Genomic DNA, 26,021 nt, shown 5'->3' with positions numbered 1-26,021 from the left:
ATAAGCTTATTACGCCGATAATCTATTGCTCTAATAACGTATTGTTTTAATAAGATATTTAGCCAATAAAGTATCAGCCTAATAAAACATTAAACCGACTAAAAACAAAGCGCCGCCGAAGCGACGCTCTGCCATTACGAATGAGGATTAGAAATCCATCAACTCGGTTTCTTTTGCAGCCAAGGCCGCATCAACTTTCTTGATGAAAGCATCGGTCAGCTTTTGGATATCATCTTGAGAACGGCGATCTTCGTCTTCACTGATCTCTTTATCTTTCAACAAAGCTTTCACTTTTTCGTTTGCATCACGACGCACGTTACGGATAGAGACGCGGCCCTGCTCTGCTTCTGCACGCACGACTTTAATCAAGTCTTTACGACGCTCTTCAGTCAATGCTGGCAGTGGAACACGAATAACGGTGCCCGCAGAAGAAGGATTCAGACCTAAATCAGAGGTCATGATCGCTTTCTCAACGGCGGCGCTCAAACTGCGGTCAAAGACGGTCAACGCCAGAGTACGGGAGTCTTCAACAACGATGTTAGCCAGCTGGCGCAATGGCGTAGCAGTGCCATAATACTCAACCTGAATGCCATCAAGAATACTTGGAGAAGCGCGACCAGTACGAATCTTACTAATATGATTCTGGAAGACTTCTAAGCATTTCTCCATGCGTACTTCGGTATCTTTTCTAATTTCGTTAATCACGTTGTGAACCCTTGAAAACTGGTTACTTGTCAGGCCATAACTTAAGTATAGCCGGTGAATATACAAACCAACAGTTGCTGGCTAAAGGGGCAAACGCTCAATCCAGATGCCCCTGACAGTACGGGAAGTCGCTTATTTAGCTACCGCTGCCACTTCTTTAGTGATCAACGTCCCTTCATTCTCGCCCATCACCACACGGCGCAGAGCACCGGGTTTATTCATGTTGAAGACACGAATTGGCAAATTGTGGTCACGGGCCAAAGTGAAGGCCGCCAGATCCATAACTTTCAACTCACGCTCTAAAACGTCTTGATAGGTTAACTGTTCGTACAATGTCGCGTCAGGATTTTTCACCGGATCTGCGGAGTAAACCCCATCGACTTTTGTTGCTTTCAATACAACATCAGCTTCAATCTCGATACCGCGCAGACAAGCCGCAGAATCCGTGGTGAAGAATGGGTTACCTGTACCCGCAGCAAAAATAACCACTCGGTTGTGGCGCAGCAGGCTGATTGCTTCGGCCCAGCTGTAATTATCACACACACCATTAAGTGGAATAGCAGACATCAGGCGGGCGTTCACATAGGCACGGTGCAGTGCATCTCGCATTGCCAAGCCGTTCATTACGGTAGCCAGCATTCCCATGTGGTCGCCCACTACGCGGTTCATCCCTGCCTGTGCTAAACCGGCACCGCGGAATAAGTTACCACCGCCAATGACCACACCGACCTGAATGCCCAATTCGACCAGCTCTTTAACTTCTTGAGCCATGCGATCCAAAACGCTTGCGTCGATACCAAAACCTTCTGCGCCTTGCAGGGCTTCGCCACTAAGCTTAAGCAGGATACGCTGATATACGGGTTTTGCATTGGTTGCCATGGTGTTCTGTCCTAAGCAGCAGTAAAAATATTGGAGACTTGACCGTCAGAACTTCAAAGCCATATTTTGCGTTGAAAACTAACCGGACTAAGATTATACCCTAAATAATTCGAGTCCTCAGGAGCCCACATCAGTAAGTAACTGAGCTGAACGAAGGCAGTCAACACACCTGTAACTTGAAGAATGACGGATATTGGGTAGATAAAATGGAACCGCCTATTGGCGGCCCCATTTTTAGCATTAAGACTGTTTGCTCATTGCTGCAACTTCAGCAGCAAAGTCAGTCTCAACTTTCTCAATGCCTTCGCCCACTTCGAAGCGGATGAAGTTTACAACGTCAGCGTTGTTCTCTTTCAACAGATCGCCAACAGTTTTGCTTGGGTCCATTACGAAGTTCTGACCAGTCAGAGAAACTTCGCCGGTGAACTTACGCATACGGCCTTCAACCATCTTCTCAGCAATTTCACGTGGTTTGCCGGATTCGATAGCGATGTCCAACTGGATTTGGTGCTCACGAGCAACAACTTCAGCAGGAACATCTTCTGGCTTAACGTATTCAGGCTTGCTTGCAGCGATGTGCATAGCAATGTGCTTAACCAGCTCTTCATCAGCGCCAGTTGCCGCAACCATAACACCGATACGGGCGCCGTGCAGGTAAGTACCCAGAATATCGCCTTCCAGAGCAGCGATACGACGGATATTGATGTTCTCACCGATTTTAGCAACCAGGTTAGCGCGTTGTTCTTCAAACTTAGCTTTCAGAACTTCAATATCAGTGATTTTGTCAGCCAGAGCCGCGTTGATAACTTCTTCGCCGAATGCTTTGAAGCCAGCATCTTTAGCAACGAAGTCAGTTTCGCAGTTCAGTTCCAGAATCACACCGAATTTGCCGTCAGCTGAAACTTTAGCCAGGATGATGCCTTCAGCAGCGATACGGCCTGCTTTCTTGGCAGCTTTAGCCTGACCAGATTTACGCATATTGTCGATGGCAAGCTCGATGTCGCCGTTAGCTTCAACCAACGCCTTTTTACATTCCATCATGCCTGCGGCAGTACGCTCACGCAGTTCTTTTACCAAAGCAGCGGTAATAGCAACCATTTCAATTTCCTCGGTTCTCTTGTGAAAACAAGATCTCACATTAGATACGCAAAGGGGGCCTATAAAAGGCCCCCTAACCAACATATTTCAATACCTGGTTAATAAGGGCTCACACCGAGCCTGACTTATTATTCAGCTTCTACGAAGCTTTCTTCCGCTTGAACGGCCAGATCTTGAGAACGACCTTCATTGACGGCGGTAGCAACAGCGTTCAGGTACAGTTTAACTGCACGGATTGCGTCATCGTTACCTGGGATGATGAAGTCAACGCCATCTGGATCGGAGTTAGTATCAACGATAGAGAATACCGGGATACCCAGGTTGTTAGCTTCTTTGATAGCGATGTGTTCGTGATCAGCATCAACAACAAACAGTGCGTCTGGTAAGCCGCCCATGTCTTTGATACCGCCCAGGCTGTTTTCCAGCTTGTTCAGTTCACGAGTACGCATCAGCGCTTCTTTTTTGGTCAGCTTGTCAAAGGTGCCGTCTTGAGACTGGATTTCCAAATCTTTCAAACGTTTGATGGACTGACGAACAGTTTTCCAGTTAGTCAGCATCCCGCCCAACCAGCGATGGTTCACGAAGAACTGGTCGCAGTTGTTGGCAGCGTCTTTTACCGCTTCGCTTGCTGCGCGTTTAGTACCAACGAACAAGATCTTACCTTTACGGGAAGAGATCTTTTTCAATTCAGCCAGAGCTTCGTTGAACAGTGGTACGGTCTTTTCCAGGTTGATGATGTGAACTTTGTTACGTGCGCCGAAGATGAAAGGCTTCATTTTCGGGTTCCAGTAACGGGTCTGGTGACCGAAGTGAACACCGGCCTGGAGCATGTCGCGCATGGAAACAGTTGCCATGATTAAAACCTCTATAGTATCAGTTGGGGTTATGCCTCCACGTGTCCCATAACGCCGACCCCATAAGAGATTGATAATAATCAAAAACTTTAGGGCACCCCGGCGTATGTGTCGACACGTGTGTGTTATTTACACATATGAGTGCGATTGGTATTACTCAGCTAAACAACGCATTTGCCACAAGAACAGAGTGCGGTTCGCCGGCGCGCTTTATACCATAAACAGCCACGACACACCAACTTTTGTTGCATTTAATGTCGTCACTGCAAACGAAAGTTTGGCAGCAAATTGCAGGGCTGGTACCATTGTCAGCAGATTTTTTATTAATCGATATTTACCTGCTCATTTTCTGCATTTAATTAATAACGGCGGCTAGAGATTTACAGCCCCTACGGACACTTTTGCATGGCAATCTCAATCAAAACACCTGAAGATATTCAAAAAATGCGCGTTGCTGGCCGCTTGGCTGCTGAAGTGCTGGAAATTATTGAACCTCACGTAAAGCCGGGGATTAGCACCGGTGAGCTTGATCGTATTTGTCACGACCATATCACTAACCACCAGCAAGCGATTTCTGCATGTCTGGGCTATCACGGTTTTCCGAAGTCAGTCTGTATTTCAGTCAATGAAGTTATCTGCCACGGCATTCCAAGTGATGAAAAAATACTGAAAGATGGCGATATCGTTAATATTGACGTTACCGTGATTAAAGATGGCTTCCACGGCGATACCTCAAAAATGTTTATCGTCGGCAAACCGACTATTTTGGGCGAGCGCTTGTGCCGCGTGACACAAGAAAGCCTGTATCTGGCGATCAAAATGGTCAAACCGGGTATCCGCTTGCGTACACTGGGTAAAGCTATCCAGAAGTTTGTCGAAGCAGAGAACTTTTCAGTGGTGCGTGAATATTGCGGTCACGGTATTGGCGAAGGTTTCCATGAAGAGCCACAAGTTCTGCACTACGATGCTGATGACGGTGGTGTGGTACTGCAAGCCGGTATGGCCTTCACGATTGAACCTATGGTCAATGCAGGCGATTACCGCATCCGTACCATGAAGGATGGCTGGACAGTAAAAACTAAAGATCGCAGCTTGTCGGCGCAGTATGAGCATACTATTGTGGTAACCGATAACGGCTGCGAAATAATGACGTTGCGCAAGGATGACACCATCCCCAACATCATAACGCACGAGTAACAATGACAAGCCGGCTCCCGCCGGCTTTTTTATGGGCTGCGTTTTTCAGCGGATTTTTATCTACGGGAAATATATGTCTGACAATCACACCGAGCACTCTACATCACTGGCGGTAACGAAGGTCATTCCGGAGCAGCCCGCGCCACCGAATACCTATCTTGATAGCGAACTTAATTGCCCGATACTCAAGCAGCGGTTAGAGATTTTCCAATCCTGGCTGGCTGATGCATTCAATGGCGGAATCAGTGCAGAGATACTCATTGCCGCGCGCAGTGACTACATTGACCACCTGCTCCAGCGATTATGGACATTCTATGGCTTCGATGATGTGCCAGAAACTGCACTGGTCGCCGTCGGTGGCTATGGCCGTGGTGAGCTGCATCCATTATCCGATATTGATGTATTAATCCTCAGCAAGCAGCGCCTGGATGAAGAGCAGGCCCAGCGAGTCGGTCAGTTGATTACTCTGCTATGGGATTTGAAGCTGGAAGTTGGCCATAGCGTACGTACGCTGGAAGAGTGTTTGTTAGAAGGGCTGGCCGACCTCACCGTGGCCACCAACATGATTGAATCGCGTTTGATTTGCGGCGATGTAGCCCTATTTCTACAGATGCAAAAGCATATTTTCAGCGACAGCTTTTGGCCATCGCCTAAATTTTTCCATGCCAAAGTTGCCGAGCAACAAGAGCGGCATAAGCGTTATCACGGTACCAGCTATAATCTGGAACCGGATATCAAAAGCAGCCCCGGTGGTTTAAGGGATATTCATACCCTGCTGTGGGTTGCCCGCCGCCATTTTGGTGCCACCTCCTTAAGTGAAATGGTCGATTTTGGTTTTCTAACCAAAGCGGAACGTAATGAGCTGATTGAAAGCCAGAGTTTTTTATGGCGTATCCGTTTTGCACTGCATTTGGTCCTGACCCGCTACGATAACCGCCTGTTGTTCGACCGTCAGTTGAGCGTTGCCCAGCTTTTGCAGTATCAAGGCGAAGGCAATGAGCCCGTCGAACATATGATGAAAGATTTCTATCGGATGACTCGCCGGGTAAGTGAGCTGAACAACATGCTATTGCAGCTGTTTGATGAAGCCATATTGGCGTTGGATACCAATGAAAAACCGCGCCCATTGGATGATGAATTTCAGTTACGTGGCGATTTAATAGATCTGCGTGATGAAAATCTCTTTGTTCAGCAGCCTGAAGCCATTATGCGCATGTTCTATTTGATGGTGCGGAATCAGGACATCAAAGGGATTTACTCCACCACGGTGCGCCGTTTGCGCCATGCACGCCGGCACCTGAAACAGCCGTTATGTCATATTCCTGAAGCCCGTAAGCTGTTTATGGCTATTTTACGCCATCCCGGTGCTGTTTCCCGCGCATTGCTGCCAATGCACCGCCACAGCGTGCTGTGGGCTTATATGCCGCAGTGGGGCAGTATCGTCGGGCAGATGCAATTTGACCTGTTCCATGCTTATACCGTCGATGAGCACACCATTCGAGTTTTACTGAAACTTGAAAGTTTCGCCGATGAAACCACCCGGCCACTCCACCCCCTGTGCGTAGAGCTTTACCCGCGCTTGCCCCAGCCTGAATTATTGCTACTGGCCGCGCTATTCCACGATATTGCCAAAGGGCGTGGGGGTGACCACTCTATTCTCGGCGCGCACGATGTTTTGGAGTTTGCCGAGCAGCACGGGCTGAACTCCCGCGAGGCGCAACTTGTGGCCTGGTTAGTCCGTTGCCATCTATTGATGTCCGTAACAGCTCAACGTCGTGATATTCAAGATCCAGAGGTTATTCAGCAATTCTCCGCCGAGGTGCAAAGCGAAACGCGCCTGCGCTATTTAGTCAGCCTGACGGTAGCTGATATTTGCGCCACCAATGAAAATCTGTGGAATAGCTGGAAACAAAGCTTATTGCGCGAGCTTTATTTCGCCACCGAGAAACAGCTGCGTCGTGGGATGCAAAACAGCCCGGATCTCCGTGAGCGCGTGCGCCACCATCGGCTACAGGCGCTGGCACTGTTGCGGATGGATAATATTGATGAAGAAGCATTGCATCGTATCTGGAGCCGTTGTCGGGCGGATTACTTCTTGCGCCATTCGCCGAATCAGTTGGCCTGGCATGCACGCCATTTGCTTGAGCACGACTCAACCAAGCCATTGGTATTAATTAGCCGTCAGGCAACCCGTGGCGGCACCGAGATATTCATCTGGAGCCCTGACCGCCCATCGCTATTTGCCGCCGTGGTCGGTGAATTGGATCGCCGCAACCTAAGTGTCCATGATGCACAGATTTTCACTAACCGTGATGGCATGGCGATGGATACTTTTATCGTGCTGGAGCCTGATGGCAGCCCACTGGCACAAGATAGGCACCCAATTATCAGGCATGCCTTGCAGCAAGCCATGACTCGGACAAACTATCAGCATCCGCGCGTCAGGCGGTTATCACCTAAATTACGCCATTTCAGTGTGCCGACTGAAACTAACTTTTTGCCTACTCATAATGAGCGCCGGACTTATCTGGAGTTAATCGCACTAGACCAGCCGGGTTTATTGGCTCGTGTCGGCGAGATTTTTGCGGACTTAGGGCTATCACTGCATAGCGCGCGCATCACCACTATCGGCGAGCGGGTAGAGGATTTATTTGTGTTGGCCGATAAAGATCGCCGTGCTTTGAGTATTGAAACGCGTCGTGAATTAGCACAACGGTTGACAGATACCCTCAATCCGAACGATAAACTGTGATACAAATAACTTTTTAACGATTAATTTTCTTACAATCGGTTACCCAAAGCATTGGCGTTGCAGCTATCACTGCGGCAGCGTCAAGTCAGATGGGTATAACATCAGGAAAGAGACCAGGATGCAGCAACTACAGAACGTTATTGAAACCGCCTTCGAGCGTCGTGCAGACATTACTCCGGCAAACGTAGACACCGTAACGCGCGAAGCGATTAACCATGTGATTGATCTGCTGGATACCGGTGCCTTGCGGGTTGCAGAAAAGATTGACGGTCAGTGGGTCACCCACCAGTGGCTAAAAAAGGCGGTGCTGCTGTCTTTCCGTATCAATGATAACCAAGTAATGGAAGGCGCTGAAACCCGTTACTACGATAAAGTACCAATGAAATTCGCCGGTTATGATGAAGCACGTTTTCAGCGTGAAGGCTTCCGCGTGGTGCCGCCAGCAACCGTGCGTAAAGGTGCATTCATTGCCCGCAATACCGTGTTGATGCCTTCTTATGTGAACATCGGTGCTTTCGTTGATGAAGGTACCATGGTCGACACATGGGCAACGGTGGGTTCTTGCGCGCAAATTGGTAAAAATGTTCACCTGTCCGGCGGTGTCGGCATTGGTGGTGTATTGGAGCCACTGCAAGCTAACCCAACGATTATCGAAGATAACTGCTTTGTTGGCGCGCGTTCAGAAGTCGTTGAAGGGGTTATTGTCGAAGAAGGCTCGGTTATCTCAATGGGTGTCTTCATCGGCCAAAGTACCCGCATCTATGATCGCGAAACCGGTGAAATCCATTATGGCCGCGTTCCTGCCGGCTCGGTTGTCGTTTCAGGCAACCTGCCATCGAAAGACGGCAGCTACAGCTTGTACTGTGCTGTTATCGTGAAGAAAGTTGATGCGAAGACACGTGGTAAAGTCGGTATTAACGAGTTATTACGCACCATCGACTAAGATTAAAGATAGCGGGCTAATCCCCCGCTATTTTTTTTGCCTTGTATGTTAATCACATACTTTTGCAAAAATTATCATCATAATCATAAACTGTGGAATATATACCCAATAGATTTCGAGTTGCAGGTAGGCGGCAACTGAATGAATCCAAGGCGTTGAGATAGCTCAATGACTTGGGTGAGTGATGGCAGCCAACAACCCTGCATCTTGAAAGATGACGGGTATAAAAACAAAAAAGGTGGCGCTATGTATGACAATCTGAAAAGTTTAGGAATCACGCAGCCGGAAGATGTCGATCGCTATAGCCTGCGTCAGGAGGCCAATAACGACATTCTGAAAATTTACTTCCGCAAAGATAAAGGCGAGTTTTTTGCTAAGAGTGTGAAATTCAAATATCCACGTCAACGCAAAACTGTGGTTGCTGATAATGCCGGTCATGGCTATAAAGAAATCAACGAAATCAATCCTAATCTTCGTTATGTCATTGATGAACTAGATCAATTGTGCAAACGCGATCAGATTGAAGTTGATTTAAAACGTAAAATTCTGGATGACTTACGTCACTTAGAAAGCGTTGTCGCCAATAAGATTTCTGAAATTGAATCTGACCTGGAAAAGCTGACTAACGGCCGCTAAGTCGGACTAGATTTTTTATCTACCTGAAATCATTGGAGTTGCAGGCAAGTGAGTATCGCTACCACTCCCGCAACTCCAAGTATTAACAACTAGAAAATCTGCTCATTGCAGTAAACGCCCCCACAGCTCGACCCAAGGCGCAGAAACAATTTCTGGTTCTGGGTGCTCAGTAGCATCAATTTCCAGTCGTTCGCCAATTCTCGTTGCACCCTGCTCTTGCAACAATTCATCGAAAGTACGCCCGGCACCGCAGAAACTATCGTAACTGCTATCACCCAATGCAATAACACCATAACGCAGCTCTGGTTGGAACCCGACTTGATCGCGCACCGCAACAAATAGTGGGGCAATACTGTCTGGGAAATCACCCTGCCCGGTTGTTGACGTAACCACCAACACATAATGTTGACGATAATACTGCCAGGCCTCTAACGTCCCTTCGTCAAACACTTTTACCTCGTGCCCCTGCTCTTTCAGTATGTTCTCGGCTTCTTCTGCGACCAACAATGCATTGCCGTAAACTGTGCCGACAAAAATCCCGACCTGGGCCATAAGAGATATTTCCTTTTAACTAGAAAAATTAGTCACTATCCTGACCCGCAGTAGCCGGAAACTCAACCCTTTCAATATGAGGGGCAATACCCTGCCAACCAAAATGTGACATCAATTGTTGCCAGGATTCATCCCAGCGCGCAGTCAGGCTCAGTGGCTCGCCAGTTACTGGATGATTCAACTGCAAATGGCTGGCATGAAGCATCAGGCGCGAACAACCAAAATGCTGAGCAACCCCACGATTTTGGCGCAAATCGCCGTGGGCGCTATCACCGATAATTGGGTGGCGAATATGCGCCATATGTCGGCGAAGTTGATGCTTACGCCCGGTTTCCGGCTGCAATTCTAATAAACTAAAGCGCGCAGTGTCATAGCGCCCAATAGCGACAGGAGCCTCTACCTGAGCCAAAGGCTGATAGTGAGTGACTGAAGGCTGAGGGGCCTTATCTGGCCGGGAAAATTTATCTGCAATTTTGTCCAGCTCTTCCGTCATTTCATAATCAATAGTGTCACCAGCCAAGACATATCCACGCACCACCGCATGATATGTTTTTTGGATTTGGTGCTGTTCAAATTGTAATGAAAGCGCACGAGCGACATCGCTGGATAGCGCCATCAACAATACACCCGATGTCGGGCGATCCAGCCGATGAACGGTATACACATGCTGACCTATCTGGTCACGTACTGTTTGCATCACAAACACGGTTTCATTGCTGTCCAGCCAACTACGATGTACTAGCCAGCCAGCAGGCTTATTTACCGCAACTATATGTTCGTCTTGATAGAGTATTTCCAGCATCAGTGATTTTCTTTATTCAGTAGATCATCGAGACGCTGTAATTCAACCAGCAGTGCGGTGCAATCCGGGCGGTCTTCACCACTCAAAGCCTCTTCAAAATAGGGAGTAATAGCAAAACGGGTTGGAAGCACACCGTTCGATTCCAATAATGCATACATCCGAGGAATAAGTACCCATTGCAACCACTGTTCAGCATCCATGGTATCAATGCTAAAAGGCTCGTTACTTTCGAAAGCTTCGGCTTGTGGCGGTACTGCTTGCCAGAGATCAATTTCCCGCATGACAAGCTCAATATTCTGTAGGCTCTGACGCACCTGATTTTCTGTATTCATGATTATGCTCTCAACCAAAAAACAACCATTCACCGGGCTGGTTCAACGGCGGCCAAGCATACCATTGAAGCCAAGGATGCCCAAGTTCACACCCTAGCTTACAGATTCGGATTGAGCAAAATACAGATAAAAAAAGGGGTACTGTTTTACCAGTACCCCTCAATTCGTTTCATAGCAATCCAGCTAAAATTGATGCTCCCTGCTCAATCCTTGAAAACTTTTCCGTATGGTTATCCTAACCAGCAATCCGTCGCGTTGTCCTACACCATCCCGGCGTCAATCCTGAGGTTATCCTAACCCACCAATCATCCTGAACTGGCTCTCAATCTCCATCCTGGAGGTGTCCTTGGTTTCATCCTGAAACATCCCTTCACTCATCCTAAGCAGTCCCTGTGTTCTTCATCCTGAAGTGGCACCATCCTGATACCGTCCTTCTCCACCAGATCCTATCCAGCGAATAAAGGATCGCTTAATCGACAAAGAGAGACAAGGTACTGAAAGAATAATGAGGCAGGCACTTTTATATATAAAAAAATGAATGTTTATAACAAAGTGATTTTATTGAAGATAAGCCTAATACAATAATTTCACATAAAAATAATAGAAGTGATGTCTCACAGCCGGTGTGCGAGATCTCTCACACCGGCTACATCTGAATAAACAATAACCTTTTCTTTATTCAGGTAATACTGGGCGTAGTGCATCCAAGAAATGGACCAGTGTTGATGCTAGCAGTGTCCGTTTCCCACTACCAAACTCTTCGAGCACCACATTACCGCTGACGTTGCAGAGTGAAGCCATGGTCATTTCAGATTCTGTGGTTGCTAAAAATAGTGTCGGCGAGAGTTTTAATCTTTTTTGTGTGACCAAATGACCAATCAGATTCTCTTGCAAACGAATAAAATCATCTTCGCTCCAGACCTGTAGCAAGGTAAAACGGTGATCACCTAAATCTGCTTTCATATCCCCAGCATATTGCCGGGTATAAAACTCATGAATATCTGGATGCAGTTGAATCTCCAGCGCGCGTTCAATATTGGCAAGGTTGGCCTCAGCGACAAAAGGCTGAGGCGACCAAAACACCTGAGAATCCTGAGTTTTCACAATACAAGGAGAAGGAACGCCGTAGAGTTCGTCACTGGCAGGCAGGTGCCCAGTTTGCTGCTGCCACAAATCAATATAACGTTGAGTAAAGCTGTTCAGTGCCGTTGAAACGTTCTGGTCCATGGTTATTCTCAGTATCGCCGCAGCTTCGGTTGCACTAAAGGGGGCAGAACACCCACTCAGAAATGCAGTTAAACGCAGCATTAATTGATAAACTATGGCTATTGTACCTATCTCTCATCATGGAAACAGCATGTCTTCATATCAAGATCATCAGGCTCTGGCGGAACTGACGCTAGGTAAACCGACCGCTTATCGCGACCACTATGACGTCAGCTTGCTACAGGCCGTACCTCGCAGCATGAACCGCGAACCTCTCGGTTTATATCCAGATAACCTCCCCTTTCATGGTGCAGATATCTGGACAATGTATGAGTTGTCCTGGCTGAACAGCAATGGCCTGCCACAGGTCGCAGTGGGCGAAATCAGCCTGAATGCAGATAGCGTTAATCTGATTGAATCAAAAAGTTTTAAGCTTTATCTCAACAGTTTTAACCAAACTGTTTTTGCTGACTGGGAAAAGGTACAAGCCACTCTGCAACAGGATCTGGCCACCTGCGCGCAAGGTGATGTCAGTGTCCGGCTATATCATCTGGACGAATTGGCCCATCAGCCAATTGCTAATTTCTCGGGAGAGTGTCTGGATCAACAAGATATTCGTATCGATAGCTATGAATTCAATGCTGATTACTTGCAGGATGCCGCCGGTAAAAATCGAGTAGAAGAGAATTTGGTCAGCCACTTACTCAAATCTAACTGCTTGATAACCCACCAACCAGATTGGGGTTCAGTACAAATTAGCTATAGCGGCCGACAAATTAACCGCGAAGCACTGCTGCGCTATTTGGTCTCTTTCCGTCACCATAATGAATTTCACGAGCAATGTGTTGAACGTATTTTCAATGACATTATGCGTTTTTGTCAGCCAGAAACACTGTCGGTTTATGCTCGCTATACCCGACGCGGAGGGCTGGATATCAATCCATGGCGCTCCAATACTGACTTTGTACCGTCAACCGGCCGTTTAGCACGGCAATAAATGCGGGCGCGTGCGCAAGATTACAGCTCGAATACGTTAATATTGGTAAAAAGTGACTGGCAACGTTAAGGTTAATTACAGGATCTTCATGCTCTTTTCAGATGAAAAAATCAGTAATGGACACTTAGAGGGCTCTCTGATATTCCACGGAAAAACAGAAAGCGGCGCTCTGATACACAAGTACTACCACCCCCCAGGGGTGTAAAGGAGTAACTTTGATTACACATATCAGCCCACTCGGCTCAATGGATCTGTTGTCACAGCTCGAAGTGGATATGCTTAAGCGTACAGCAAGTAGTGATCTATACCGTTTATTCCGTAATTGTTCCTTGGCTGTTCTCAATTCAGGTAGCCTAACGGATAACAGTAAAGAGCTGTTATCTCGCTATGAAACATTTGATATCAATGTATTGCGTCGTGAACGTGGCGTAAAACTCGAGTTAGTTAATCCCCCAGAACATGCTTTTGTTGATGGTAAAATTATCCGCTCATTGCAGGCAAACCTGTTTGCGGTCTTGCGCGATATTTTATTCGTAAATGGGCAGATTGTGAGTACCGAACACTCCCAACATCGGCATACAGAAAGCTCCAGTCATTTGACCGACCAAGTCTTCTCTATTTTACGTAATGCCCGTGCCCTACATATCGATGAAGAACCTAATATGGTTGTTTGTTGGGGCGGTCATTCAATCAATGAAAACGAGTATTTATATGCCCGTAAAGTGGGTAGCCAACTCGGTTTACGCGAATTAAATATCTGTACCGGCTGTGGGCCGGGAGCGATGGAAGCACCGATGAAAGGAGCCGCTGTAGGCCATGCCCAGCAGCGCTACAAACAAGGCCGTTTTATCGGTATGACCGAGCCTTCAATTATTGCAGCTGAGCCACCAAACCCACTGGTCAATGAGCTGGTCATCATGCCAGACATTGAAAAGCGGCTGGAAGCCTTCGTCCGTATTGCACATGGGATTATTATTTTCCCAGGCGGCGTAGGGACTGCGGAAGAATTACTTTATCTGTTAGGGATTCTAATGAATCCAGATAACAGTGAGCAGGTATTGCCGCTGATCCTCACCGGGCCAAAAGAGAGCGCAGATTACTTCAGGGTTGTCGATGAATTCATCATGAATACGCTAGGTGATGGAGCGCGCAAATACTATCAGATTATCATTGACGATCCGGATGAAGTCGCGCGTCAGATGAAGAAATCGATGCCATTGGTAAAAGAGAATCGTCGTAATACCGGCGACGCTTATAGCTTTAACTGGTCTATTCGTATCGAGCCTGACTTGCAGCATCCTTTTGAGCCAACACACGAGAATATGGCTAATCTGGATTTGTCTCATAATCAACCACCGGAAAAACTGGCCGCAGCATTACGTCGTGCTTTTTCTGGCATTGTGGCAGGTAACGTCAAAGAAGTTGGAATCCATGCCATTGAAGCTCATGGGCCATTCAAATTGCACGGTGACCCGTTGCTGATGAAGCAAATGGACCAACTGCTGCAAGGCTTTATCGCTCAACATCGTATGAAGTTACCGGGCACGGCTTATACACCTTGCTATGAAATCTGTAGTTAGGGATAGATATCTAGCTAAAGAATAAAGATGTAGTTAAAAAATAAGTAAACTTCACCGGGTAGCGCTAAGCCTTCTGGCTGGCGTTACCCGACATTACTCTGGCTTAATGATGATGCCACCCTCAAATAAGACAGATCATGCAAATTCACCTTCTTATTGTTGATGCCCTTAATCTCATTCGCCGCATTCATGCAGTGCAGGGTTCACCTTGTATTAATGCTTGCCAGCATGGGTTACAACAGCTTATTTCACATAGCCAACCCACTCATGCCGTTGCGGTTTTTGATGAGGATGACCGCTCTGATAGCTGGCGTCATCAATGTCTTCCCGATTACAAAGCAGGTCGTTCGCCGATGCCGGATAATCTGCAACAAGAAATGTCGCTTATCCGCGAGGCATTTATTTCATTGGGCGTTAATTGCTGGCATTCGCCGGGTAATGAAGCCGATGATCTGGCGGCAACATTGGCTGCAAAAGTCAGTGGCGCTGGGCATCAAGTCACTATCGTTTCAACTGACAAAGGCTACTGCCAGCTGTTAGCGCCGAATGTACAGATTCGAGATTACTTTCAAAAACGTTGGCTGGATATGCCATTCGTAAAGCAAGAATTTGGCGTATTGCCGCATCAATTACCGGATTACTGGGGGCTTGCCGGGATCAGCAGCAGTAAAATCCCTGGCGTCGTCGGTATTGGTGCAAAAACAGCGGCGTTGTTACTGCAACAAGCCAATAGTCTGGAAGAACTTTATCAAGGGATAGATTCTGTGCCGGAGAAGTGGCGTAAGAAATTGCAGGAACATCAGGAGATGGCTTTTATTTGCAAACAGATAGCGACACTTAAAACTGATTTGCCGTTAACTGGCAATTTACAGCAGCTACGTTTGAATAAATAATTTCAGCCTAAAAAAATAAAGGGATCCATTGATCCCTTCTTTGGACACAATACCATAGCCTAAATCATTGAGGTTGCAGGTAGGCAGCCAACGAACTTATCCCGATGAGCTTACACAAGTCAGCGATTCGGATAACCGAGAGCTGCCAATACACCTGCACCTTGAAAGATGATGGCTAACCTAGTTCCGCTCATCTCGGCGGCCAGGCGCACCAGACCAAATACGCCGCACATGTACCGTCACTTCTTCGCGGTCATGATAGAGCTGCTTAGCCTGAATATGGGCATTAATACCATGCTCTTTCAGCTGTTCATCTATCATTTCCAGATTCTCTGAAACGACTTCAAAACGCTTTTTCATCGGTAATTTCAGGTTGAAAATGGCCTCACGGCACCAACCATTTACCAGCCACTTAATGATAAGTTGAGTCACCTTAGCTGGCTTCTCCACCATATCGCACACTAACCAATAAATATTGCTGCGGGTTGGTTCATATTTAAAACCATCAACACGATGATGAGTCACCTGCCCAGTATCCATCAGGCTTTGTGCCATCAAGCCATTATCAATAGCCTGAACCATCATGCTGCGTTGCACTAATTGATAAGTCCAACCACCGGGGCAAGCCCCTAAATCAACAGCATGCATACCACTGGCCAGACGTTCTTCCCATTCATCCGCCGGAATAAACACATGGAATGCTTCTTCCAGTTTTAAGGTTGAACGGCTTGGTGCATCAGATGGGAACTTGAGACGCGGGATACCCATATAGAACGGTGAATTATTGTTGCTATAGGAATAACCAACATAACAGCAGCCAGATGCAATAAAGAACACATGCACAACTGGACGATGAGCATTCTCACGAGCAGACAGAATTTTTTGCTCACGCAAGGCATTACGCAGCGGTACTGTCAGCTTACGGCAGAACTTAAGTAACTCTTTGCTTTCATTGGTATCAGCAACTTCAACACGTAGCTCACCGGCTTTTTCAATAACACCAACTAACATGCCAACAATGGGAGACACACGATCTTCAGGGGGTAAATCTTTCAATAATTCACCTACCACCATCATCTGGCGGGCAAAGATCAGTTCGCGGAAAGGAACTTCGCGAATCAAACGGTCAGCATCTTCCAACTGATAACATTCAAACAGTACATAGCCACTGTTTTCTTTTACCCGCGCAAAGCCAAAAATTTCCAGCTCTGCGGCCTTCGCGGTAATTTCTGCCGCACACTCTTTCTCAAAACCAGAGCGGCAATATAAAGCAATTTTATTATTCATGGCGTTCTGCCCTTTTTCTTAGACGCAGCGCGCCAACCAACATCAAAATCCATCCCGCCAGAAAACATACTCCGCCCACTGGCGTGATATATACCCACAGCTTCAGGTGCGATAGAGCCAGGCAGTATAAACTGCCACTAAAGAGTAGCGTTCCGAGCGCTAACAAGGCTCCACTCCAGTAAAACCAAATACTTATCTGCCGCTGCATCGCAACAGCTAATGCCAGGATCGCCAACGTATGGAAACCCTGATACTCCAGCCCGGTGCGAATCCAAGCCATCTCATTCGGCCCCAAAGAGGCATTCAATACATGAGCACCAAAGGCGCCGAAAGCAACATAGAAAAAACCGCTCAGGGCGGCAAATATCAGCATTAAACGACCATTCATCGTCATTAACCTTAAGTTGGATCAGAGTTATCGTTACATTGCCTGGTGATAATTAAACGTCAGTTGTCATAGCGAAAACGTAACTTTTCCTGTTCGCTGGCTGCTCTTGCCAGTATCCACTGACGAAAAGCGGCTATTTTACCCAGTTCTGCCTGACTGTCATGACAAACCAGATAAAAAGCATTTTTACTTACCAAAACATCATTAAATGGGCACACTAATCGCCCAGCTTCAATCTCAGACTGCGCCATAACGTTATTCACCAATGCAATACCCTGACCATGAACAGCGGCCTGAACCACCATGGCACTGTGGCTGAATATCGGCCCTTGTTGCACGTTAATCTGCGGCACTCCCAATTGACGAGTATATGCCATCCAATCTCGGCGGGAAGTATCATGCAACAAGGTGTGATAAGCCAGATCTGACGGCACTTTTAATCCATGTTCGCCCATTAATAAGCTCGGCGCACAAACCGGGAGTAGGAATTCGGCATATAAACGCTCAGTGCGCAAACCGGTCCAGTTCCCCCGACCATAAAATATCGCTACATCGACATCGTCAGCGAGTTTGTCCTCCTCCCGATCAACCGCCTGGATCCTGACATCAATGCCGGGATAAGCCGCATTAAAGCCAGAAAGACGCGGAACCAACCATTGGATAGCAAAACTAGGAGGGAGACTGACGGTCAGAGCCCCTTTCGCACTGCGGGCCTGTAATTTGCGCGTGGCTTCATTGATGGAGGTAAATATCTCTTTGATATCGAGATAATAACTCTGGCCTTCTTCGGTCAGCAGTAAAGAACGGTTACGGCGGCGGAACAATTTTAGCCCGAGAAAATCCTCCAGTGACTTTATCTGGTGGCTAACAGCAGCTTGAGTCACAAATAATTCATCAGCAGCTTTAGTAAAACTCAGGTGGCGTGCGGCCGCATCGAAAACCCGCAAGGCATTCAGTGGTGGTAATCGTTTTGACATGAATTGGATACTTTTTTATAACGGCTCACCGTGAGATGAAACCCTTTGTTTACTTATTAGTTTTTATAATCCGAGACATTATAAATTGTCCGTTGAGGATGTGCTAGTAAATACCTATAGTGGCGGCACTTCCCAAGCCGGAACGAAAAGTAGGTTTAGTATCCAGGTACTGAAATGCTTTTGGCTTTGTGGTTGTGATGTTGTGTTTGCAAATGGTCTGGTGTACCAGACATTGTAGCTAAGCTACTGTTTTTTTTTCACTTCCTGTACATTTACCCTGTCTGTCCATAGTGATTTTATGCAGCACCGCTATTTTTGCGGTGCTTTTTTTTACCCTAATTTCAGAGCTTACTTATTTTCAAAAACCTAAATGTAAGCGCCACTTTGTATTGCACAGAGTCGAAGCTTAAATTTAAGTAGTACTAAGGGTATCAATTAATTACCTTCGGCCATCTCTTTCACTTCTGAACGGTTAATTTGCTGTTCGGTACCGTTAGCATCGGTGTAGCTTATCATCCCTGTTTCATCATCTACTTTAGGTTTACCATCAGCAACGATAGTGCGACCATCATTAGTGTGCATAACATAGTTGCTTGAACAGGCTGCTAAAGTAAAAGTGAGCATAAGTGCAGAAATTACGGCAGCTGTCTTTTTCATGGGTGACTCCTTGCAGATTAAAATGCTGAAAAACTCGTTTCCATTACCAGACAAATGGTTATGTCCGTTACTATTCAGCATAACTCGCTCAGGACATATTTCCAGCCATCAGAGCCATTAGTAGGCTAATTATGGGCAAAATGAGACAGTTCCGAAGCCAATCAAAGGATACGAACAACAGTATGAAGGCTTTTAATCCAACGGATTTTCGCCAGGAATTCCCGGCAATTAATGATGAAATAATCTATCTGGACAGTGCGGCAACGGCGCTGAAACCGCGCGCCATGATTGAAGCTACCCAGTTGTTTTATCAGCAAGATTCCGCGACGGTACACCGCAGCCAGCATCAATCCGCACTCTCCCTGACGGTTCGTTTTGAAGAAACCCGCCAGCAGGTGGCTGACTTTATCAATGCGCCGGAAGCAGAGAATATCATTTGGACGCGGGGCACTACCGAGGCAATTAATCTGGTAGCACAAAGTTATGCTCGCCCTCGCCTACAGGCTGGGGATGAAATTATTGTCAGTGAAGCAGAACATCATGCGAACTTAATACCCTGGCTTATGGTTGCCGAACAAACGGGTGCCAGAATAATTAAGTTACCTATCGGTCTGGATAATCTGCCCGATTTACAGCTATTGCCGCAATTACTCAACAGTAAAACTCGCTTATTAGCGCTAGGGCAGATGTCTAATGTGACCGGCGGTAGCCCACCATTGGCTCAGGCAATTGAACTCGCCCATCAATATGATTGTGTGGTCATGGTAGATGGTGCCCAAGGAGTAGTTCATAACCCGGCGGATGTTCAAGCTCTTGATATTGATTTTTATGCTTTTTCTGCTCATAAATTATATGGGCCAACAGGCATTGGGGTGCTGTATGGCAAGTCTGAATTACTGCGAGAGATGCCCGCATGGCAAGGCGGTGGCAAAATGCTAACCCAGGCTTCATTTGGTGGTTTTACTCCCCATGAAGTCCCTTATCGTTTTGAAGCAGGCACCCCTAATATTGCGGGCGTGATTGGTTTATCCGCAGTACTCAGTTGGCTTGAACATATTGATCTGGAAGAAGCTGAGGCTTATAGCCAAAATTTGGCGACGCTGGCCGAGAATAAGCTGGCTGAATTGCCGGGTTTTCGCAGCTTCCGTTGTCAGCAATCAAGCTTACTGGCCTTCACATTTGAGGGTGTTCACCACAGTGATCTAGTGACGTTACTGGCCGAACAAGGCATCGCGCTCCGAGCCGGGCAACATTGCGCCCAGCCATTGATGGCAGCACTGGGAGTGAGTGGTAGCTTGCGCGCATCATTCGCCCCTTACAATACCGAGCATGATGTTGAAGTCTTGTGCTCTGCAATAACCAAGGCTCTGGCGTTACTGCAAGATTAAGTTTTAATAATATCAACCAGACATAAAATGAGAAGATGATGATTGCCCCACACCCCTTTGGCCATAACATTACTGCTGCTAATTTGCTGGAAACATTCAGCGCCCAAAAACAGTGGGAAGATCGTTATCGCCAGTTAATTTTGCTGGCCAAGCAGCTCCCACCATTGCCCGAGTCATTAAAACAGCATGAATTGGAGCTGACGGGGTGTGAAAACAGAGTGTGGCTTGGGCATGAGCGCCTGCCAGACGGCAGTTTGCATTTCTACGGCGACAGTGAAGGCCGGATTGTTCGTGGGTTATTAGCGGTTATTCTGACTGCTGTGGAAGGTAAAACGCCACAGCAGATATTGGATGAAGACCCACTGGCACTGTTCGACCAATTAGGACTGCGCCAGCAATTAAGCACTTCGCGCGCCAGTGGTTTGCAGGCATTAGCGCAAGGTGTGCAAGCCATTGCCGCCCAATACCCTGATTAATTGCAGTTACCGGGTTGTTAGCTGCGCACCTGAGTCGCTATTGCGCCTGACGAGCGGCTTTTGCCATCATCTTTTTCAATGCATGTGATACCGCGACAAAGCCAAAGGTGGCGGTAACCATAGTTGCCGAGCCAAAACCTGAAGTGCAATCCATCTTTTTCGGCCCTTCAGCTGTGCTGCGGGAAGCACAGACCGAACCATCACTTTGTGGGTAAACTAATGGTTCGCTGGAAAAAACACAGTCGATCCCCAGCTTGCCTTTGCTGTTTTTCACCACATTAAAGTCGCTTTTCAGCCTTTCACGCAACTTTGCCGCCAGTGGATCTTGAATCGTTTTCGCCAGATCCACCACTTCAATGCGGGTTGGGTCGATTTGCCCACCAGCGCCGCCGGTCGTCACCACCGGGATTTTATAGCGGCGACAATAAGACAGTAGCGCGGCTTTTGGCCGTACACTGTCAATTGCATCAATAACATAGCTAAAGTTGTTATCTAATAGCTCAGCAACATTATCCGCAGTAATAAAATCGTCGATACAGGTTACTCGACATTCTGGATTAATCGCCCGAATTCGCTCTGCCATGACTTCGGTTTTAGCCTGCCCAACATTGTTCCGTAAGGCATGGATTTGCCGATTGGTATTGGTGACACAAACATCATCCATATCAATTAATGTAATTGCGCCAATACCGGTACGCGCCAGTGCCTCTGCCGCCCATGAACCCACGCCACCAATACCGATGACACAGACATGTGCCTGTGAAAAAAGCGTCAGTGCCTGCTGCCCATATAGGCGAGCAATGCCACCAAATCGCTGTTGGTAAGCTTCGGAATAGGCTGTGCTCATAAACTTGTTACCTTCATGACTTTGAAAAATAATACTAATGCAAAAGCGGCCAGTTGGCCGCCGAGGAAAAATAGCATCCATAGCCAAATAACCTAAAGCTACGGTTAACTCTTCTGTAGCTTCAAGTCGTTGGGGGATATTTACTGGCCCTGATTACTCACCAACAACGAAGAACCATTACCGGTTGGTGCGGCTTTGCTGCCAGCTTGATAAGCAGTAAACAGTGGCCCACTGCTTTGGGCATTTTTCAGTACCCAAACGCGGCCATAATGATTGTAGAAACCAGCAGCTTGGCCAGCTTCATGCCCAATACCCTGATAAATATCAAAATGTTGGCCTTTAATTGCACCGCCCACATCCAGTGCGACCATCAACCGCATCTGATATTGGCCGGTAAATTTCCCCTGATTATCCAACAAAGGTACTTCAGCCAACAATGTGGTGCCCGGTGGAATCAATGAACGATCCGAGGCAACCGAAGCTTTAGCAATCAAAGGCACCGCACTGGCCCCTTTCACTGGCGCATACATTTCCGGTTTGAAGAAGACAAAGGACGGATTCTGCTCTAATAACTCTCTGACTTCAGCTTCACTGTGGGTTTCAGCCCAGTGGCGAATGGCTTGCATCGACATATCTGCTTTCGCCACTTCCCCACGATCAATCAGCACCTTACCAATACTGCGGTAAGCATGGCCATTTTTACCGGCATAACCGAAGAAAGTCAGTGGTCGGCCATCGCCATAATCAACATAACCGCTGCCCTGTACTTCCATCATAAAGTTATCGACTAGCGAATTGGTGTAGGCAATAGCTAATTTGTTGTTATCCAGTGCACCTGCATATATAGCAGCGCGATCAGGTAAGCGGCGCTTTCCTTTAGCTGGCATACGATAAAGTGGATGGCGGAATTCACCTTGTGGTGTATAGCGGGCTTGAAGCACCGGGGTGTAGTAGCCGGTAAATTGCACATTACCGAAATTATCTACCCCTTCCATCTGATAGGCATTCAAACCAAACAGACTTAACTTACTGGTATCAGCCCCTGCCAACATCCAGTTTTGCACCGCATTGAAAGTATTGCTATTGCGGCTATAGAGACCCGGTGAAGATTGGTTAATCACCTTCACCTGATCAGAATAATCTTTAGCGTTGACTGGCTTACCTGTCGCGTTAGGCTCATTCACCAGCTCCAGTGATTGCTCCAGACGCCCATCCTTATACTGTTGCCCACGATCAGTTGGCCGCGATTGGCAACCAGCCAGAACGGCAATCATTATTCCACTCAGTAGGTATTTGCCCCAACGACTTGTCATTTCACGCCTTCTCTTACTTATTTTATCTACCGGCGAACGATAACAAACGCCTATGGATAAAGGAATCAGCAGCTAGAAAAAAATCCCCTGACAGCGTTGTGGGGAAAAAGGAAACAGATAGTTGATAAATTAATCGAAAAACTCTATTTACCATAATTAAGTGGCAAAACTACTTGCAACAGATCTCATCCAGAGTATAGTGCGCTCAATCGGACGCGGGGTGGAGCAGCCTGGTAGCTCGTCGGGCTCATAACCCGAAGGTCGTCGGTTCAAATCCGGCCCCCGCAACCAATTCTTAATCATTTTTTTATCACCATAAGACACCCTCAAGGGTGTTTTTTTGTTTCTGGCTTTCTCATTATCACCAGCCCTTACCAGCAAGGGCTATCCTGCCCCTGCTGATATCAATCAATCTGACTAAACCCGAGCCATCGCCCCGCCATTAGCAAAGTAAGCTTTGATTCCAGCAAAAATAGATTCGGCAATTTGCTGCTGAAACTGGCTGGTGCGTAATTTTCGCTCTTCTTCCAAATTACTGATAAAGGCCGTTTCAACCAAAATTGACGGAATATCAGGTGCTTTCAATACGGCAAAACCAGCCTGATCGACACTATTCTTGTGAAGTTTGTTAATTTTCCCCATGCGATTCAGCACTTCTTTGCCAAATTTCAGGCTGTCATTGATAGTCGCCGTTTGCAGCAAATCAATCATGGTATGGTCCAGATAGCGATCCCCACTCTTGCTGACCCCACCAATCTGGTCGGCTTCGTTCTGTGTCTGGGCCAAGAAACGCGCCGCAGTACTGGTTGCCCCTTTGGTCGATAACGCAAACACAGAGGAGCCTCTGGCGGCTCGATTGGTAAAGGCATCGGCATGAATCGAAATGAATAAATCCGCACGCAGCTTACGGGCTTTAGCGACCCGCACTTTCAGTGGGATAAAGACATCTTCATTACGGGTCATAAACACCCGCATATTCGATTCTTTTTTTATTAATGCCTGCAACCGGCGGGCGATTTGCAACACAATATCTTTTTCACGGGTTTTATTTCGACCAATAGCACCGGGATCTTCCCCACCATGCCCGGGGTCTAGCATGATAACAATCGGCCTGTCCCGCCCTGCTTTACCCGCTTTTGGCGCTTCAGCGGGCAAAGTGCGCTCCACATTACCCTTATTGTAATCCTCTAAAAGAGCCAGCAGTGGGTCATCCTCTGCCGAAGTTGTGCCCTCTTGCGGATATAAATCGACTACCAAGCGGTTTTTAAACTCAGCGAAGGGCTTAAGGGTAAATAATTGCGGGCTGATACTTTGCTTCAACTCCAACACCAGCCGGACAGTATTTTTATCAAACTGCCCTACTCGTGCCTGCTTCAGGTAGGGATCGCCGGACTGCACCTGACTACTGATTTCTTTTAATACGCTATTCAGATGTACGCCTTCAATATCCACCACAATCCGATCCGGATTTTTTAGCGCGAACTGACGATACTTAAGCGGCGTATTGGATTCCAGTGTTACCCGGGTATAAGTTGAAGAGGGCCAAACCCTTACTGCGATGATATGAGAGGAAGCAGCAAATCCAACCCGGGTGACACTTAACATCCAGGCTGCGGCGGCACCTTGTAGTAGACGGCGACGCCTAACATTATGATTTGAATCTGCCATGTAACTCCAAAGTCACTACCAAAATATGAATAAAAATCGAACAAAAAAAATTCATGAGGAAAAACTTTAACTAATCGACCCCCAGCTGTCATCAGAAAAACATTTTTATGTTATTCAATTTATTAATGAGCATGTGCCATACATATGCATTTAATAGCAATTTCCTGCTTGCCATCTTGATCAAAAAAGAATAAAAATACAAAAATACCGAATAAAAATTCAAAGAGGGTCTGCCGTGAAGGAACGTAGTACTGAACTGGTCCAAGGGTTTCGCCACTCAGTTCCCTATATTAATGCGCACCGCGGCAAGACATTTGTTGTCATGCTGGGGGGCGAGGCGATTGAGCATGAAAACTTCTCAAGCATCGTCAACGATATAGGGTTATTGCATAGCCTAGGGATTCGGCTGGTCGTGGTCTATGGCGCCCGTCCCCAAATCGACGCCAATTTGGCCCAGCATCACTACGAACCTATTTATCATAAGCATACCCGGGTGACCGATGCCCGCACGTTGGAAATGGTTAAACAGGCTGCCGGCTTATTGCAGTTGGATATTACGGCAAGATTATCGATGAGCCTGAATAACACTCCACTGCAAGGGGCGCATATTAATGTCGTCAGCGGCAACTTTATCATTGCCCAACCTCTGGGGGTGGATGATGGTGTTGATTATTGCCATAGCGGGCGTATTCGCCGGATTGATGAGGAAGCTATCCATCGCCAGTTGGATAATGGCGCTATTGTGTTATTGGGGCCCGTTGCCGTGTCGGTTACCGGCGAGAGCTTTAATCTGACATCTGAAGAAGTGGCTACTCAGTTGGCCATCAAACTGAAAGCCGAAAAAATGATCGGCTTCTGCTCATCCCAAGGGGTGACAGACATTGAAGGCAATATTATTTCAGAACTGTTCCCCAACGACGCGCAAAAACGGATTGAAGATCTGGAACAGGAAGGTGATTACAACTCGGGGACAGTGCGTTTTCTGCGTGGCGCAGTGAAAGCTTGCCGCAGTGGTGTGCGCCGCAGCCATTTACTGAGTTATCAAGAAGATGGGGCACTGGTGCAAGAACTGTTCTCCCGCGACGGTATCGGTACCCAGATTGTTATGGAGAGCGCTGAGCAAGTTCGCCGCGCCACCATTAATGATATTGGCGGTATCTTGGAGCTGATCCGCCCACTCGAGCAGCAAGGAATATTGGTACGTCGTTCGCGCGAACAACTTGAGATGGAGATCGATAAGTTCACCATTATTGAGCGAGATAATCTGACTATTGCTTGCGCGGCACTGTATCCATTCCCTGAGGAGCAAATCGGAGAGATGGCTTGTGTGGCAGTGCATCCCGATTATCGCAGCTCTTCCCGCGGCGAAATGCTACTCAAGCGAGTTGCTAATCAGGCACGGCAGATGGGGCTTAAAAAACTGTTTGTGTTAACCACCCGCAGCATTCATTGGTTCCAGGAACGTGGTTTTACTCCGGCAGAAGTTGAGGTTTTACCGATTCTGAAGCAGGAACTGTATAACTATCAGCGCCGCTCAAAAATTCTGCTGGCTGATTTGTAGCGGGTCATTAATGACATCAAGGGGGCTATTGCC

The 26,021-nt window shown here is 47.2% G+C and carries 25 protein-coding genes and 1 tRNA gene; 11 read left to right on the top strand and 15 right to left on the bottom strand.

All coding sequences use genetic code 11. From position 1 onward, the window contains the following. Positions 1 to 147: 147 nt before the first annotated feature. From frr to rpsB, 4 genes are all read right to left on the bottom strand, one after another. A complete protein-coding gene (frr, locus tag FTA96_RS01810) occupies positions 148 to 705 on the bottom strand; it encodes a ribosome recycling factor (protein WP_005164052.1) in 558 nt (185 codons plus the stop codon). Between the two features lie 132 nt (positions 706 to 837). After that, positions 838 to 1,584 (bottom strand): UMP kinase, encoded by a 747-nt coding sequence (gene pyrH, locus FTA96_RS01805; protein WP_050078627.1) that lies wholly within the window; start codon positions 1,582 to 1,584, stop codon positions 838 to 840. A 240-nt stretch (positions 1,585 to 1,824) separates the two neighbouring features. Continuing rightward, a complete protein-coding gene (gene tsf, locus FTA96_RS01800) occupies positions 1,825 to 2,682 on the bottom strand; it encodes a translation elongation factor Ts (protein WP_050109924.1) in 858 nt (285 codons plus the stop codon). Between the two features lie 128 nt (positions 2,683 to 2,810). Beyond that, the gene (gene rpsB / locus FTA96_RS01795; protein ID WP_050109925.1) at positions 2,811 to 3,536 is read right to left on the bottom strand and encodes a 30S ribosomal protein S2; all 726 of its coding nucleotides are present in this window, start codon (positions 3,534 to 3,536) and stop codon (positions 2,811 to 2,813) included. A 405-nt stretch (positions 3,537 to 3,941) separates the two neighbouring features. Here rpsB and map point away from each other — a divergent pair, with 405 nt between their 5' ends. From map to FTA96_RS01770, 4 genes are all read left to right on the top strand, one after another. Further along, complete coding sequence (gene map / locus FTA96_RS01785; RefSeq protein ID WP_050109926.1) at positions 3,942 to 4,733, top strand: type I methionyl aminopeptidase; 792 nt, start codon at positions 3,942 to 3,944, stop codon at positions 4,731 to 4,733. Between the two features lie 73 nt (positions 4,734 to 4,806). Beyond that, complete coding sequence (gene glnD, locus FTA96_RS01780) at positions 4,807 to 7,485, top strand: bifunctional uridylyltransferase/uridylyl-removing protein GlnD (protein WP_145573074.1); 2,679 nt, start codon at positions 4,807 to 4,809, stop codon at positions 7,483 to 7,485. Positions 7,486 to 7,603: 118 nt separating this feature from the next. Beyond that, on the top strand, positions 7,604 to 8,428 hold the full coding sequence (gene dapD / locus FTA96_RS01775) for a 2,3,4,5-tetrahydropyridine-2,6-dicarboxylate N-succinyltransferase (RefSeq protein ID WP_004391708.1): 825 nt from the start codon (positions 7,604 to 7,606) through the stop codon (positions 8,426 to 8,428). A gap of 246 nt (positions 8,429 to 8,674) precedes the next feature. Further along, positions 8,675 to 9,064, top strand: coding sequence for a DUF3461 family protein (locus FTA96_RS01770; protein ID WP_004706707.1), 390 nt, complete (start codon positions 8,675 to 8,677; stop codon positions 9,062 to 9,064). A gap of 102 nt (positions 9,065 to 9,166) precedes the next feature. On the opposite strand, the gene FTA96_RS01765 is transcribed toward FTA96_RS01770, so the two are convergent. The 4 genes from FTA96_RS01765 to syd all read right to left on the bottom strand — a co-directional run bounded on the left by FTA96_RS01765 (position 9,167) and on the right by syd (position 11,977). Further along, entirely contained in the window at positions 9,167 to 9,616 is a 450-nt protein-coding gene (locus FTA96_RS01765) for a flavodoxin (protein ID WP_050109928.1), read from the bottom strand. A gap of 28 nt (positions 9,617 to 9,644) precedes the next feature. Further along, on the bottom strand, positions 9,645 to 10,418 hold the full coding sequence (gene truC / locus FTA96_RS01760) for a tRNA pseudouridine(65) synthase TruC (RefSeq protein ID WP_050109929.1): 774 nt from the start codon (positions 10,416 to 10,418) through the stop codon (positions 9,645 to 9,647). After that, positions 10,418 to 10,750, bottom strand: a complete 333-nt coding sequence (locus FTA96_RS01755; RefSeq protein WP_050109930.1) for a YqcC family protein — start codon at positions 10,748 to 10,750, stop codon at positions 10,418 to 10,420. The genes truC and FTA96_RS01755 overlap by 1 nt, the downstream gene beginning before the upstream one ends. A 675-nt stretch (positions 10,751 to 11,425) precedes the next feature. Further along, positions 11,426 to 11,977: a SecY-interacting protein gene (gene syd / locus FTA96_RS01750; protein ID WP_050109964.1), complete on the bottom strand. Its 552-nt coding sequence runs from the start codon at positions 11,975 to 11,977 to the stop codon at positions 11,426 to 11,428. A gap of 130 nt (positions 11,978 to 12,107) precedes the next feature. On the opposite strand from syd, the gene queF reads away from it, so the two are divergent. The 3 genes from queF (at position 12,108) to xni (ending at position 15,426) form a co-directional block, all read left to right on the top strand. Beyond that, complete coding sequence (gene queF / locus FTA96_RS01745) at positions 12,108 to 12,953, top strand: NADPH-dependent 7-cyano-7-deazaguanine reductase QueF (RefSeq protein ID WP_050136200.1); 846 nt, start codon at positions 12,108 to 12,110, stop codon at positions 12,951 to 12,953. Positions 12,954 to 13,168: 215 nt separating this feature from the next. Beyond that, positions 13,169 to 14,533 carry a nucleotide 5'-monophosphate nucleosidase PpnN gene (gene ppnN / locus FTA96_RS01740; RefSeq protein WP_050109932.1) on the top strand — a complete coding sequence of 455 codons (1,365 nt, stop codon included), beginning with the start codon at positions 13,169 to 13,171 and terminating at the stop codon, positions 14,531 to 14,533. A gap of 137 nt (positions 14,534 to 14,670) precedes the next feature. Continuing rightward, the gene (xni, locus tag FTA96_RS01735) at positions 14,671 to 15,426 is read left to right on the top strand and encodes a flap endonuclease Xni (RefSeq protein ID WP_145573072.1); all 756 of its coding nucleotides are present in this window, start codon (positions 14,671 to 14,673) and stop codon (positions 15,424 to 15,426) included. Positions 15,427 to 15,606: 180 nt separating this feature from the next. Here xni and rlmM read toward each other — a convergent pair whose 3' ends face one another. The 4 genes from rlmM to FTA96_RS01715 all read right to left on the bottom strand — a co-directional run bounded on the left by rlmM (position 15,607) and on the right by FTA96_RS01715 (position 18,735). Next, positions 15,607 to 16,713 (bottom strand): 23S rRNA (cytidine(2498)-2'-O)-methyltransferase RlmM, encoded by a 1,107-nt coding sequence (gene rlmM, locus FTA96_RS01730; RefSeq protein WP_050136205.1) that lies wholly within the window; start codon positions 16,711 to 16,713, stop codon positions 15,607 to 15,609. Beyond that, on the bottom strand, positions 16,706 to 17,101 hold the full coding sequence (locus FTA96_RS01725; RefSeq protein WP_072077741.1) for a DUF423 domain-containing protein: 396 nt from the start codon (positions 17,099 to 17,101) through the stop codon (positions 16,706 to 16,708). The genes rlmM and FTA96_RS01725 overlap by 8 nt, the downstream gene beginning before the upstream one ends. Positions 17,102 to 17,160: 59 nt before the next feature. Continuing rightward, positions 17,161 to 18,078: a transcriptional regulator GcvA gene (locus tag FTA96_RS01720; protein ID WP_050098100.1), complete on the bottom strand. Its 918-nt coding sequence runs from the start codon at positions 18,076 to 18,078 to the stop codon at positions 17,161 to 17,163. 435 nt (positions 18,079 to 18,513) lie between these two features. Next, entirely contained in the window at positions 18,514 to 18,735 is a 222-nt protein-coding gene (locus FTA96_RS01715; RefSeq protein WP_032910246.1) for a YgdI/YgdR family lipoprotein, read from the bottom strand. Between the two features lie 182 nt (positions 18,736 to 18,917). Between FTA96_RS01715 and csdA the strand changes: the two genes are divergently transcribed. After that, positions 18,918 to 20,123: a cysteine desulfurase CsdA gene (gene csdA, locus FTA96_RS01710; protein WP_050109935.1), complete on the top strand. Its 1,206-nt coding sequence runs from the start codon at positions 18,918 to 18,920 to the stop codon at positions 20,121 to 20,123. A gap of 35 nt (positions 20,124 to 20,158) precedes the next feature. Further along, entirely contained in the window at positions 20,159 to 20,599 is a 441-nt protein-coding gene (gene csdE / locus FTA96_RS01705; protein WP_050109936.1) for a cysteine desulfurase sulfur acceptor subunit CsdE, read from the top strand. 37 nt (positions 20,600 to 20,636) lie between these two features. Here the strand turns inward: csdE and tcdA are convergent, their stop codons facing one another. Both tcdA and mltA read right to left on the bottom strand, forming a co-directional pair. After that, complete coding sequence (gene tcdA, locus FTA96_RS01700) at positions 20,637 to 21,446, bottom strand: tRNA cyclic N6-threonylcarbamoyladenosine(37) synthase TcdA (RefSeq protein ID WP_050109965.1); 810 nt, start codon at positions 21,444 to 21,446, stop codon at positions 20,637 to 20,639. A 140-nt stretch (positions 21,447 to 21,586) separates the two neighbouring features. Then, positions 21,587 to 22,759, bottom strand: a complete 1,173-nt coding sequence (gene mltA / locus FTA96_RS01695) for a murein transglycosylase A (protein WP_050109937.1) — start codon at positions 22,757 to 22,759, stop codon at positions 21,587 to 21,589. 214 nt (positions 22,760 to 22,973) lie between these two features. Here mltA and FTA96_RS01690 point away from each other — a divergent pair. Next, a tRNA-Met gene (locus tag FTA96_RS01690) sits at positions 22,974 to 23,050 on the top strand. A gap of 126 nt (positions 23,051 to 23,176) precedes the next feature. Here the strand turns inward: FTA96_RS01690 and amiC are convergent. Next, positions 23,177 to 24,427, bottom strand: coding sequence for an N-acetylmuramoyl-L-alanine amidase AmiC (gene amiC / locus FTA96_RS01685; RefSeq protein ID WP_050109938.1), 1,251 nt, complete (start codon positions 24,425 to 24,427; stop codon positions 23,177 to 23,179). A gap of 235 nt (positions 24,428 to 24,662) precedes the next feature. Here amiC and argA point away from each other — a divergent pair, with 235 nt between their 5' ends. Then, complete coding sequence (argA, locus tag FTA96_RS01680) at positions 24,663 to 25,988, top strand: amino-acid N-acetyltransferase (RefSeq protein ID WP_050109939.1); 1,326 nt, start codon at positions 24,663 to 24,665, stop codon at positions 25,986 to 25,988. Positions 25,989 to 26,021 lie beyond the last annotated feature (33 nt).

It is taken from the genome of Yersinia alsatica, from assembly GCF_902170305.1.
GTDB lineage: Bacteria > Pseudomonadota > Gammaproteobacteria > Enterobacterales > Enterobacteriaceae > Yersinia > Yersinia alsatica.
The sequence above is the reverse complement of the archived record's forward strand: the minus strand, read 5'-3'. Positions and strand labels throughout refer to the sequence as shown.